Raw genomic sequence first — 13,108 nt, forward strand, 5'->3', positions numbered from 1 at the left:
GGGCTACGGTTTCACCATGCTCAATCGAGTGCTGTCGGCTGCCGCCACGGGCTGCATGCTTCTGCTCACCGGTTCGCCGGCCTTCGCCTACTATTCGAAGGATTCCTACGAAGCCGAAGTCACCTTCACCAGCATGGTCGAGATCGCCTCGGACACGCCGGAATACATCCTGTTGCCCTCCTACATCAACCGGCAGCTCGTGTATCTCGCCGGCCCGCTGCAGGCCGCCCCGAAGAAAGCCGCCGCCAAGAACGACGCAAAGGTCGACGTTCTCGGCAAGTATCGCGACGACAAGACCGGCAAGCACTATGTGCGCTATCGCTACACCGGCACTTTCGTTCTCGATAATGGCCTTCAGGATACTGTGAAAATCCGCCTGCCCCTCAATCTCGACGAGGTGTGGGATCGCTCGACCGACAAGTGCTTCAGCTGGGGCGAGAAATATCGCATGGCCTACTTCTGGGCGCCGCTGAACAAGGGATGCCCGCTGGTCGACGGGGTCGACTATTCCACGGCAGACGGCACGATCGTCGCGAAGCGGCCCAACAGCGCCAACACCGCGCCCGCGTACGAACGGCTGACCAACGGCAATGGCGAAATCCGCATCGTCCTGGCCTACGGCGCCGACGACGACAAGAACGGCAACATCGCTCCCGAAAAGAACAACCCCGACTACAATGCCGCCAACTACCGCGACATCCGCAAGTACTTGACAGGCCAGGGCTTCGCGGTGCGCACGGTTCCCACCGACGAGCGCGCGCGTGAATGCGGCACGACGAAATCCCTCGCCGCCTCGCCGGGCCTCGTCGAGGAATTCACCCGCCAGGATGGGGCGCGCAAAGTCGTCGTCCGCCTGTTCTGGGGCGTCACCAACATCGGCGAGGACAGCGTCGCCTTCTTCTGCATGGCGAAGGAAGCAGCGGAGCGCGGCTCCCTGTTCCTATATGCAGGACACTCGCGGGTCGGCCTGCTGGACCTCACTTACATGGGCGAGCAGATCGGTGCGCCCATCAAGATGAACAAGGACCAGTACCAGATCTACGCTTTCTTCGGCTGCTCGAGCTACAGCTACTACAATCTCTCCTATTTCGCGGCGAAGGCCACGACGGCCGATCCCGAGGGCACGCGGAACGCCAACATAATCACCAACGGCATCACTGGCTCGTTCAGCTCGATGACGGACTTCACGACCAAGACCCTGTCGCCGATCCTCAACTGGTCCGCCCGCGGCACCAGGGCGAGCTGGCAGCAGATCATGAACTCCTACTCGGAGCGGTTCCTGACCGGCGTCAACGGCGACCAGTAGAGCCGGATTTCACACGGCCGGGCGACGACTCCGCGCACCTACGGGCCGTAGCGCCGCAACGATGGATGAGCTACGGTCGCAGTCTTAATGAAGAAGCCGCACCCTTCCAGGCTGCGGACGAGCCGGGAGGAAGAACACGTTGACGGCGACGAGTGCTGCCGCTTTGCCTGCGACCACGGAAGCCGCGCCGACACAGCGCCGGTGGGCCGTACCGCTTTGGGTCGGCGGACTGCTGATCATCCTGGCCTTCCTGGTCATCTATCCGCTGCTGATGCTGTTCTTCGGCGCGATCAGCGATTCCAATCCGGTGATCGACGGGTTCGGCAAGTTCAATCCCTCGCTGACCCACTTCCTCGCGGTGCTGGGCAACGAGAACGTCCGCCTCGCCTTCTTCAATGCGCTGGTGGCCTGCGGCGGCGGCACGTTGCTCGCGGTCGTGATCGGACTCACCTTCTCGTGGATCGTCGTGCGCACCAACACGCCGTTTAAGGGCTTCATCGCCGGCGCCAGCATGATCCCGCTGTTCGTGCCGCCGCTCGTGGCGGGCGTCGCCTGGAGCATCCTGGGGTCGCCCAAGACCGGTCTGCTGAACACCGCGCTCAAGTGGATCGGCATCGACTTCCGCTTCGACTTCTATTCGATGGCGGGCCTGATCCTGGTCTTCGGCTTCTACTACGCGCCCTATGTCTACATGTTCACCGCCTCGGCGCTCAGGAACATGGACCCGAGCCTCGAGGAGGCTTCCGAAGTCTCGGGCGCCTCGGCCTTCACGACGCTCTTCACCGTCACCTTCCCGCTGATCGCGCCGGCGATCCTGGCGGGCTCGCTGCTTTCCTTCGTGGTGATGCTCGGCATCTACGGCATCCCCGCCGCGCTGGGCGCGCCGGCCAATATCAGCGTGCTCACGACCTATATCTTCAAGCTCACCGCCTGGAGCCCGCCGCTCTACAACACGGCCGCCGCCGTCGCGATCCTGCTGATGATGGTCACGGCCATCTTCGTGTGGGCACAGCAGCGCGTCCTGTCGGGCCGCAGCTTCGCCACCGTGGCCGGCAAGGCCTTCCGCCCGCGCAGCCTGAACCTCGGGCCGTGGCGCTGGTTCACCTTCGGCCTCGCCCTCGTCTACCTGTTCATCGTCGTCGTGCTGCCCACGATCGCCCTGGTGATCGCGGCCTTCCGCCGGTTCCTGTTCTTCAAGGACTTCGACGCGGTCTTCGACATGAAGGCCTATAGCTGGGTGCACTTCAATTCGATCTTCGACAATCCGCTGACGATGGTTTCCATCTGGAACACCATGAAGGTCGGCGTGATCACGGCGGTGGTCGGCGGCGTCCTGGCCTTCGCCATCGGCTACACGATCAACCGCACGCAGGTGCCGGGCCGCAAGGTGATCGACATGCTGTCGACCATCCCGGTCGCCATTCCCGGCCTGGTCGTCGGCGTCGCCTATCTGTGGGCCTGGATCGGCCTGCCCGGCGGCCTCTACGGCACGATCTGGATCCTGGCGCTGGCTTTCGTGGCGCGCTTCATCCCCGACACGGTCAAGGCGCTGTCGACCTCGTTCATGCAGATCCATCGCGAGCTCGAGGAAGCGGCGTGGATCTGCGGCCGCGGCCTGCTCAGCACCATCGCCACGATCATGGTGCCGCTGGCCCGACCCGGCATCGTCGCGTCGATGACGCTCCTGTTCGTGCTGTCGGTGCGCGAACTGGGTTCGTCGCTGTTCCTCTACACCAGCGACACGACCGTGATGGCCGTGCTGCTGCTCGACTATTACGAGGGCGGAAACGTCGGCAAGACCGCCGCCTTCAGCCTGGTGCAGACCGTGATTCTCGCGGTGCTGCTGGGCATTACCACCTGGCTTTCCCGCGGAGCTGCCGAGAGCAGCGCTCGCGCGGGCTGATAAACGACAACGATCGGAGGAAAAGACAATGAAGCGTAGAACCGTACTGGCCGGCATCGCCGGCGCCGCCGCAACGGCCGCACTCCCCGCCCGCGCCCAGCAGGAGCAGTTCGGCTCCAAGGAGCTGATCGCCGCCGCCGAGAAGGAAGGCGGCCTGACGCTCTACACGGCCGACTTCGCCGAGACGCAGCAGGAAGTGATCAAGGAGTTCAACAAGCGCTTCCCGAAGATCAAGGTCGCGATGGTCCGCGCCCCGGGCGGCCAGCTCATCACCCGCATCAAGACCGAAGCCGCCGCCGACAAGCTCGGCGCCGACGTGGTCAACCATTCCGACCGCGGCCTGATGCTCGAGATCGCCGATCTCTTCCAGGACTACTCGCCGCCGAACGCCGCCGACTATCGCACCGACGTGATGGTCTCGCCGAAGCTGTGGCCGGGCGTCACGCTGGGTTGGGCGATCGCCTACAACACCCAGCTCGTGAAGAACGCCCCCAAGACCTGGATGGATCTCACCAAGCCCGAATACAAGAACAAGCAGATCGGCCAGGTGATCGGACCGTCGGGTGGCACGACCTGGACCCGCATCATGTTCGAGCGCCAGGTGCTGGGCGAAGACTACTGGAAGAAGCAGGCCGAGCTCGGCATCGCCCTCTACCCGTCGGGCGCGCCCTGCTCCGACGCGCTGGTGCGTGGCGAAGTCTCGATCGCGCCGCTGCTCTACAACATCATCTACACCAAGATCGTCGAGGGAGCGCCCGCCGAGGCCATCTTCGCGCCTGAGGGCGTGCCGATCGTCCCGTACGCCGACGGCATCACCAAGTCGTCGAAGAACCCGAATGCCGCGCGGCTGTTCATGAACTGGCGCCTGTCGAAGGAAGGCCAGACCTTCATGATCAACAAGCTCGGCAACATCACCTCCCTGAAGGAGCCGCCGGCCTATCCGAAGGGCTGGGATCCGAAGGTCATCAAGGTCTGGGTGCCGAAGTTCGAGGAGTTCGACAAGCTGCGCGCCACCTGGATGGAAGAGTGGAACAAGACCTACGGGTATCGCCAGTGAGCGCTGCGCTTCTCGTCGAGAGCCTGGTCAAGAAGTTCGGGACCGGCAAGGCGGCCGTCGATGGCGTGAACTTCGACGTGCCGGCGGGCGAGATCGTGGTGCTGCTGGGGCCTTCGGGTTGCGGCAAGACCACGACCTTGCGCTGCGTTGCGGGTCTCGAACATCCGACCGGCGGCCGCATCTCGATCGGCGGCCGCGTCGTGTCGGAGCCCGAGCGCGGCACCTTGGTGAGCCCGCGCGAACGCGACATCGGCATGGTGTTTCAGTCCTATGCGGTCTGGCCGCACATGACGGTGCACCAGAACGTCGCCTATCCGCTGAAGCATCGCCGCAAGGGCGGTGGCGGCGACATCGACAGCAAGGTCCGCGAGACCCTGGAGCTGGTCGGCCTGGGCGAATATGCCCAGCGGCCGGTGACGTCGCTGTCGGGCGGCCAGATGCAGCGCGTCGCCCTGGCGCGCAGCCTCGTCTATCGGCCGCAGCTCCTGCTGCTCGACGAGCCGCTGTCCAACCTCGATTCCAAGCTGCGCATCCGCCTGCGCGACGAGCTGCGCCGCATCCTGAAGATGACCGGCATGACCGGCCTCTATGTGACGCACGACCAGTCCGAGGCCGTGGTGCTGGGCGACCGGATCGGCGTCATGAAGGACGGCAAGCTGCTGCAGATGGCGCCCCCGGGCGAGATCTACAACAGACCGGCCGATTCCTTCGTCGCCAACTTCACCGGCGCGTCGAACCTGCTGAAGGGCAAGGTGCTGGAGCGCAAGGGCGAGCAGGCCGTGATCGATCTCGGTGCGGCCGGCCGCATCGAAGCCTGGACGCCGCAGCCGCTCTCGGCCGGCGACAATGCCCGCATCGCGCTGCGCGCCGAGAATATCCGCCTCGGCGAGCGCGGCCCGGCCAACTGCTTCACCGGCCGCGTGATCGAGCGCCGCTATCAGGGCATGCAGACCGTCTACGACGTCGAGTTCGGCGGCCACAAGCTCGAGGTGCTGGAACTCGGCACCGCCGCGCGCCACAGCGACGGCGAGGTCGCGATCACGATGCCGCCCGACAGCTGCTGGGCCTATCGCGACGACGGGCAGGCGACCGCCGACTGAGGACAGGAAGCGCCGTCGCGAGCGGCGCTTCCCTCTCTCTTCCGCTGCCCGGGCGGAATCAACGATGCCGGCTCGACGTCCTGCGGTGCCGCGATCAGCACGCCCTTTGGCGTCGTCTTTGGATCGCCGTCGAGATAGTCCCTCGAAATGTACGCGCCGTGAGTGACGAAGGTGCGTGGAAAATCGAGGTCGGCCAGCGTCGTGCCAAGCTGGCGATGGACCCATGCGCCGGCCAGGTACAATTGCGCCGCCGTCAGCAGCGCCACCACGATGAAAGCCGTTATGGGAAAGCGCGGCATCGCAGCCCCGACCATCAGCGGCACGACGAGCAGCGGCGCGAACAGCACGAAGCGCGGACTCGACAGTTCGTCATAGACCCAGGTGATGTTGAACAGGATCAGCAGCATCGCCGCCGCCAGGGCCACGAAGGCCAATGCGAACCGCAGCGCCGTGGCCTGCTTCGCACTCGCCAGGAAGCAGGCAACGGCACACAGCACGATCCAGCCCGCAAGGCCGGCGTGATACCGCCCGCTCACCAGCAGATCGCCGGGACCGCTTAGCAACTGAACAAGGTAGTCGCCGACCCCGAACCTTCCGACATCCCAACCGAGGGGATGACTGCCGGATTGGCTGAGCAGATGACGAAGCGTCCCCCAGAGGACGAGCGGGACGCCGCCCGCGATCGCCGCCAGCGCGAACCGCCTGGTCCGCCAGATCATCACCATGGAGGCGGCTGCAATGAAGGCGATGCAGGCATTGTGGGCGAGCATCATCAGCGTTCCGACGATGGCGAGCGTTGCGGCGTCGCGTATTTCCGCGCGTGCTCCACTGAAGCTCCACAGCGCCTGAAGGTATATCGGCAGCAGCAGGTACACGACGTTATGGGCCAACACGACCGACTCGTTCACCGCGATGAACGCGCCGATGAAGACGCCCACCACCAGCGCGGCTTTCGGCGGCAACGCCGGCGCGCTGTCGCCGATCAATCGACCGGCCAGCCGCGACCAGAGCCAGGCCTGCGCCACGATCAGCACGCCGTTTGCCACGACGAGGCCCGCGCCCGTCGGGCCGAAAGGGATGGTCCAGAGCGCCAGATAGGCTGAATAAAGCGGCGGCCAGGAAACGATCGGTTCGCCGGAAAGCGTGCGATATCCGTGGCCGTCGGCCAGCGACACGGCCGCCTGCCACAAGGCCCAGCCGTCTCCGGAAAGCCCGATCCCCTGCCAGTGCAGCAGGATGAAAAGGGCGGCCGCGACCAGCGCCGCAACGACCGTCATCGATGATTGATGGTCATCGCGTCAGGCCGTCGTCGACCGAAGCACGGCACGGAGCGCCGCGATCAAGGGCGCGTCGTGCTTGGGCAGCAGGACCTGCGGATCGAGCGTGAGAACACCGCGTGCGGCGTGCCGCTCAGACAGGTGGACCGGCGGATCGCTGTTCTGCAGCTTCGCGCTGACGACCAGCGCATCGGGCATGGAGATCTCCAGCACCGGCACGCGGCCGGTCTGCGCCGCCGGCACCAGCTTCACGTCGAAGCCGTTCAACGACGCCGCCATCGCTTCCAGCCGCCTCTCGAGCGCGGCATTGGCAGCCGCGTCATCGGCTTCCACGAAGCGCTCCAGCGCCACGAGCAAGCCAACGATCTCCTCCTTCCCGGCCTTGAAGCCGCGACCGATCCCATGATGCGGGACGCCGCGCAGATTGGCGCGGTCGACCAGGCGCGGTGGCGACCACGTATCGGGCGCCACATCCATGTCGAGTTGCTGCAGCAGCGCCGAGGCCACGAGATCTCGCCGGCCGGCCAGGATGCCGGATGCCTGCGGGCCGCCCAGCGCCTTGCCGCCGGAGAACGCCACGAGATCGACGCCCATGTCGATGAAGCGCCGCAGGTTTTCCTTGGGCGGCAACTGCGCCGCCGCATCGACGATCAGGGGAATCCCATTGGCGTGGCATGTCGCGATGGCGACCGGCAGGTCGACGATGCTGCCTGCATTGACCGAAAAGGCCATCGCCACGACCGACGGCGACAATGCGGCCTCGATCTCCCAGGCTTCCAGCCCGCGCACCCCGGCGCCGGTGCCACGATCGTTGTGGCCGATATCGACCAGCCGCGCGCCCGACGCGGCCAGCGCATGGGCGTAACCGGTTCGCTGGGTGCGCGGGATCAGGATGTCATGCGGAAAGCCGCCGGCATGCGGCAGCGCTGCCATCTTCGCGATGTCCCAGCGGGCGATCGAAGCCGCCGCCGCGAGCGTGAGCGCCGCGGCCGCACCCGTCGTGACGAGCCCCGCCTCGGCACCGGTCGCCGCCGCGATGCGCCCGCTTGCGGCATCCTGCAATTCGCCGATGTCGACCGACGCGCGCGAAGCTGCGGCCATGGCGGCCACGACTTCCGGCGCCATCACCGCGCCACCCAGCCGCGTCAGTGCACCGGCCGCATTGATGCGCCGCCGCACGCCCAGAAGTTCGTAAGGATCCGTCTCGCTCATGCGGCGAGCTTAGCCCAGCCGCTCAGACCCGCCCAATGATCGCGATCGGGCCGCCGCCCGCCGGCCCCTGGTGCTCGGCGCCGCCGGAGACATAAAGCATCGTGTCGCCCAAAACGCCGGCCAGCACGCCGCCCACCAGCGCCCTGGCATGGCGGGTCGAATGGATGTCGCTGTCGTCCAGCATCGTGTGCCGCCGCCCGCGAATCGCGCCCGACGGTGCGGCTTCCGCCTTGGCCAGCACCGCCGTCACGTCGTCGCCAGCCACGCCGAGGCGCCCCAGGATGCGATGCGCCGCGCCGGCATCGATCGCGTCGCGCATCACGTCGTGGTCGATCACCAGGTCGCCGGACCAGCCGGCGGCATTGCCGAGCACGACGATCTCGTTGCGCAGCAGTTCGACGCCCGCCGAGGTGCTGGCGACCCGCGAATAGAGCGACCAGTCGTGGCAGATCGCCTCCTCCGGTGCGTCCCTGATCTCGCCCAGTGCCAGGGCGACGCCCAACGCCGAGGCGCCGCGCGACAGGGCCATCGAATGGTAGGTGTCGCCGGTCGCCGTCGTCGCGCCCCGCTTCGTGGCCTCCTCGATACGCTCCTTGGTCAGCAGCGGACACTTGATCTGCACGAAGTGCACGTCGGCGGGCGTGGCGATGCCAGCATCCTTCAGGGCGAGCGTCACGGCCGCTGCCGTCTCCTCGATCTGGGCCGCGCGACCGATCTCCTCAGGCTTGAAGGGCCGCGTGAGGCCGACGCCGATGGCGAGCCGCGGTACTGTTGCGGCAGCGTCGGACACCGTCTCGCGACAGAAGACGATCAGGTGCGGCGACAGCCCACCCTCGGTGCCGCCCGACATCACGATGGCGACCCGCTTCTCGATCTCCGCCAGCGTACGGCCAAGCGCTTCCGCCAGCACCAGCTTCAACGCCAGGGTGGCGTAACCGCGGGTGAAATCGTTGACGCAGCCATTGCCCTCGGTCTTGCCGACGATGGCGACGATGGTCTTCGCGTCAACCTCGCCCGAAGCGATCGCGGAAGCGAGCGGCGCGGTATCCTGCGGGCCGGCCGTCGGCAGGCGCAGCACTCTCGTCCGGCGCGGCATCTCAGGCCGCCTTGCCGGCGTCGCTGCCGTGACGCGTCCGGCGGCGGCGCAGCCACGTGACCGACAGAAGCGACAGCGCGATCACGACCACGGACACACCGGTGGTGACGGTACCCAGCGCATAGAGCACCGGCGTCGTCACGTTGGTGGTCATGCCGTAGATCTCGAGCGGCAGGGTGTTGAAGGTGCCGGCCGTGTAGAGGCTGCGCGCGAACTCATCGTAGGAGAGCGTGAAGCCGAACAGGCCGACGCCGATCAGGCTCGGCAGCAGGATCGGCACGACGACGTGCCGGATCGTCTGCCACGAGGTCGCGCCCAGGTCGCGCGCGGCTTCCTCATAGCGCCGGTCGAAGCGGTTGAAGACCGCGAACATGATTAAAAGGCCGAACGGCAGGGTCCAGGTCAGGTGCGCACCGAAGGCCGAGCTGTACCAGGCGGGTTCCCAGCCCAGCACGCGATACAGCAGGCCGATACCCAGGCTGATCAGAATCGAGGGCACGATCAGGCTGGCGATCGCGAGGTAGAAGATGATCGCAGAGCCGCGAAAGCGCGAGCGGAAGGCGAGGCCTGCCGAGAAGGACGCCACGACCGTCACCAGCATGGTGGCGAAACCCAGGATCAGCGACCGCTGCAGCGAGCCCGCGAAGTCGCCGACCATCTGCTTCTCGAACAGGTTCTTGAACCAGTGCAGCGAGACGCCGTTCATCGGGAAGGTGAGCCCGCCCGACGGTCCCTGGAACGACAGGATCAGGATGGTCAGCGTCGGCCCGTAGAGGAACAGCACGAACAGGCAGAAGAAGGCGCCGAGGAGCCAGAAGGCGGGACCGCGCTTGCCGTGCTGCACGTCACAGCTCCTTGCGGATGTCGACCATGCGCATCATGGCGGCGACGATGAACAGGACCAGCAGGAGCAGCACGACGGCATTCGCCGCGGCGGCCGGATACTGCAGCAGCGACATGGCGTTCGCCATCATCAGGCCGACCGAGGCGCTGAGGCCCCCGCTCATCATGCGCACGGTGACGAAGTCGCCCATCACGATGGTGACGACGAAGATCGAGCCGATGGCGATGCCCGGTTTGCACAACGGCAGGATGACGTTGACCAGCGTCTGCCAGCCGGTCGCGCCGGCATCGCGCGCCGCTTCGAGCAGGCTGCGGTCGATGCGCATCATCGAGTTGAAGATCGGCACCACCATGAACAGCGTGTAGAGGTGGACATAGGCCAGCACGACGGAGAAATCGGAATAGAGCAGGAACTCGAGCGGCTGATTGATCAGCCCGAGATTCATCAGCGTGGTGTTGGCGAGCCCGTGGCGGCCGAGGAACGGGATCCACGAGATCATGCGGATGACGTTCGAGGTCCAGAACGGGATGGTGCAGAGCAGGAACAGCACCGTCTGCATCGTGGACGAGCGCACATGGAAGGCCACGAAATAGGCGACGGTGAAGCCGATCCCGAGCGTCAGCGCCCAGGTGATCAGCGCAAACTGGATGGTCTGGAAATAGGTGCGCCACGTCACCGGCGAGAGCAGCAGCTCCTCGTAGTTCTGCAGCAGGAAGGCCGGAATGATCTGGGTCGTGTTGTAGTCGAAGAAGCTCACCACCACGATCGTGGCGATCGGGACGATGAGGAACAGCAGGAAAACCAGCGCGAGCGGCGCGACCTGCAGGTAAGTGACCCAGATTTTTACGCGGGACATTCGGTGGCGAGGCGCCGCCGATGAACGAACATCGGCGGCGCCCTCTCCTACGCTTTGCTTTCGATCAGGCGGCGATGAACTGATTCCACTTCTGGACCATGTAACGATCCTCATCCATCACCGCGTTCCAGCAGGCGACGGCGCCCATGCGGTCGTAGAACGAGCCGCCATCGCGCACCGCGCCGGCCTTCTCGACGATCTGGCCCTGCGGGTTCTTGATGTCGCCCTGCGCGGGCTTGCCTTCCATCCAGAAGCCCCACTCGTCGGCCGTCATGTTGGCCTTGGCCGTCTCGAGCACCGCCGAGTAGTAGCCCTGGCGATTGAGGAAGGCGCCGACCCAGCCGGACAGGTACCAGTTGATGTAGTCGTAGGCCGCGTCGAGCTGCGCGCCCTGCAGATGCTTGGCGAGCGCCAGGCCGCCGCCCCAGGCGCGATAGCCCTCTTTCAGCGGCTGGTAGGTGCAGGGCACGCCCTTGCCGCGCACCGCCGAGACCGCCGGCGACCACATCGACTGGATCACGACCTCGCCCGAGGTCATCAGGTTCACCGACTCGTCGAAGGTCTTCCAGAAGGCGCGGAACTGGCCGTCCTTCTTGGTCTTGATCAGGAAATCGATGGTCTTGTCGATCTCCGCCTTGGTCATGTTGCCCTTGTCGCCGTACTTCACGATCCCGGCGGCCTCGCAGATCATCGCGGCGTCCATGATGCCGATCGACGGGATATTCAGGATCGACGTCTTGCCCTTGAACTTCGGATCGAGGATGTCCTTCCACGAATCGATCTTGCGGCCGACCAGGTCGGGCCGGATGCCGAGCGTGTCGGCGTTGTAGATCGTCGGCACGATCGTGAACCACTGGGTCTGGCCCTTGGCGAACTTGGTCGAACCCGCGCCCTCGACGAAGCTCACGGTGCTGGGCGCCGTGCCCTGGGCGATGACGCTGTCGGGCTTCAGCTTGCCACTGGTAAAGATCGGCACGATCTTGTCGAACAGCTTGATCTTCTTGACGTCCATCGCCTGCAGCGTGTTGGCGCCGAAGACCTTCTTGATCATCCAGTATTCGATATCGCCGATGTCGAAGGAGTTCGGCTGCGTCACGACGCGCTGCACGACGGCGTCGGAATCGAGCGCCGTCATCTGCAGCGTGATGCCGAGGTCGGCCTTGCACTTCTCCGCGATCTCGTTGATCGCCGACACGCCGGTGCCGCACTGGCGCAGCACGATGTTTTTGTTGTTCTGCGCCCAGATCACCGGGAAGCCGGTGATCGCGCCGCTGCCGATCGCGGCGCCCGCGATGCCGGCTGTGCCCTTGAGCATGCCGCGGCGTCCGATGCCGCCGTTCGATTTCCGAGCCATCTGTTCTTCCTCCTGTTGCGACGGCGCGGGGCCGCCTCCCTTACTCAACGGCCGAGGACGTGAACGTCCTCGGGCTTCCACGACAGAATGACGGGCTCTCCGGGCCGCACCGGCGACGCATCGAAGCGCGCCTCCGAAAGCGTGGCCGACAGCGTTTCGAGTCCGGTGACGTCGATGCCGACCTGCACGGTCGAGCCGAGATACTCGACGGAGCGCGTGACGCCCTGCAGCGACGTGATGCCGGCTTCGCCGGACGTGCCGGGCTGCACCGACATGCGGTCGGCGCGGATGGCGACGAACGGCCCCTCGCCCGCACCGGCGCGCGCCACCGCGGCGGGCAGCACGTTGTGGCCGCCGATGAACTTGGCGACGAAGGCCGAGGCCGGCTTGTTGAAGACTTCGCGCGGCGGGGCCGCCTGTTCGATCTTGCCGCCGTTCATCACGACGACGAGGTCGGCCAGCGCCATCGCCTCGTCCTGGCTGTGCGTCACATGGATGAAGCTGATGCCGAGCCGCGTTTGCAGGCTCTTCAGTTCCTCGCGCATCTTGATGCGCAGGAAGGGATCGAGCGCCGACAGCGGCTCGTCGAGCAGCAGGACCTGCGGATCGGTGATCAGCGCCCGCGCCAGCGCCACGCGCTGTTGCTGCCCGCCGGAAAGCTGGGCCGGCAGGCGGCCGGCATAGGCGTCCATGTGCACGCGCTTCAGCATCTCGACAGCGCGGGCCCGACGCGTCTCCTTGTCGACGCCGCGCATCTTCAGGCTGAAGGCTACATTGTCGGTGCAATCGAGATGCGGAAAGAGCGCGTAGCTCTGGAACATCATCGCCGTGCCCCGTGCCGCCGGCGGGAGCACGGTGATGTTCTCGTTGCCCAGGATGATGTCGCCCTCGGACGCCTCCTCGTGGCCCGCGATCATGCGCAAGGTCGTGGTCTTGCCGCAGCCGCTGGGGCCCAGAAGACAACAATAGGAGCCGGCGGGGATGCGCAGGCCGATCGAATCGACCGCCACTGTCTCGCCGTAGCGCTTGGTCAGGGAAACGAGTTCAATGTCGGGCTGCTTGGCCATGCCATCGGGGAAGCAAGCTGTATGCCAGCACTGTAA

The 13,108-nt window shown here is 65.9% G+C and carries 11 protein-coding genes; 4 read left to right on the forward strand and 7 right to left on the reverse strand.

From position 1 onward, the window contains the following. The first annotated feature begins 16 nt into the window (after positions 1-16). The 4 genes from AC1RP5_RS15105 (at position 17) to AC1RP5_RS15120 (ending at position 5,366) form a co-directional block, all read left to right on the forward strand. Positions 17-1,306, forward strand: coding sequence for a hypothetical protein (locus AC1RP5_RS15105; protein ID WP_493111791.1), 1,290 nt, complete (start codon positions 17-19; stop codon positions 1,304-1,306). Positions 1,307-1,445: 139 nt separating this feature from the next. Next, a complete protein-coding gene (locus AC1RP5_RS15110) occupies positions 1,446-3,209 on the forward strand; it encodes an ABC transporter permease (protein WP_493111793.1) in 1,764 nt (587 codons plus the stop codon). Positions 3,210-3,237: 28 nt separating this feature from the next. Further along, entirely contained in the window at positions 3,238-4,266 is a 1,029-nt protein-coding gene (locus tag AC1RP5_RS15115) for an extracellular solute-binding protein (protein WP_493111795.1), read from the forward strand. Beyond that, the gene (locus AC1RP5_RS15120) at positions 4,263-5,366 is read left to right on the forward strand and encodes an ABC transporter ATP-binding protein (RefSeq protein WP_493111797.1); all 1,104 of its coding nucleotides are present in this window, start codon (positions 4,263-4,265) and stop codon (positions 5,364-5,366) included. The genes AC1RP5_RS15115 and AC1RP5_RS15120 overlap by 4 nt, the downstream gene beginning before the upstream one ends. On the opposite strand, the gene AC1RP5_RS15125 is transcribed toward AC1RP5_RS15120, so the two are convergent. From AC1RP5_RS15125 to AC1RP5_RS15155, 7 genes are all read right to left on the reverse strand, one after another. After that, entirely contained in the window at positions 5,333-6,643 is a 1,311-nt protein-coding gene (locus AC1RP5_RS15125) for a hypothetical protein (RefSeq protein ID WP_493111799.1), read from the reverse strand. The two genes, AC1RP5_RS15120 and AC1RP5_RS15125, sit on opposite strands and share 34 nt — an antisense overlap. Positions 6,644-6,664: 21 nt before the next feature. Next, on the reverse strand, positions 6,665-7,855 hold the full coding sequence (locus AC1RP5_RS15130) for an aminotransferase class V-fold PLP-dependent enzyme (RefSeq protein ID WP_493111801.1): 1,191 nt from the start codon (positions 7,853-7,855) through the stop codon (positions 6,665-6,667). A gap of 22 nt (positions 7,856-7,877) precedes the next feature. Beyond that, a complete protein-coding gene (gene atzD, locus AC1RP5_RS15135) occupies positions 7,878-8,951 on the reverse strand; it encodes a cyanuric acid amidohydrolase (RefSeq protein ID WP_493111802.1) in 1,074 nt (357 codons plus the stop codon). A gap of 1 nt (position 8,952) precedes the next feature. Beyond that, positions 8,953-9,795 carry an ABC transporter permease gene (locus tag AC1RP5_RS15140; protein ID WP_493111803.1) on the reverse strand — a complete coding sequence of 281 codons (843 nt, stop codon included), beginning with the start codon at positions 9,793-9,795 and terminating at the stop codon, positions 8,953-8,955. A 1-nt stretch (position 9,796) separates the two neighbouring features. Beyond that, positions 9,797-10,651, reverse strand: a complete 855-nt coding sequence (locus AC1RP5_RS15145; protein ID WP_493111804.1) for an ABC transporter permease — start codon at positions 10,649-10,651, stop codon at positions 9,797-9,799. A 64-nt stretch (positions 10,652-10,715) separates the two neighbouring features. Continuing rightward, positions 10,716-12,005 (reverse strand): ABC transporter substrate-binding protein, encoded by a 1,290-nt coding sequence (locus AC1RP5_RS15150; protein WP_493111805.1) that lies wholly within the window; start codon positions 12,003-12,005, stop codon positions 10,716-10,718. A gap of 44 nt (positions 12,006-12,049) precedes the next feature. After that, on the reverse strand, positions 12,050-13,072 hold the full coding sequence (locus AC1RP5_RS15155) for an ABC transporter ATP-binding protein (RefSeq protein ID WP_493111806.1): 1,023 nt from the start codon (positions 13,070-13,072) through the stop codon (positions 12,050-12,052). Between the last annotated feature and the right edge of the window lie 36 nt (positions 13,073-13,108).

The organism is Reyranella sp. GW821-FHT12G01 (assembly GCF_058806575.1).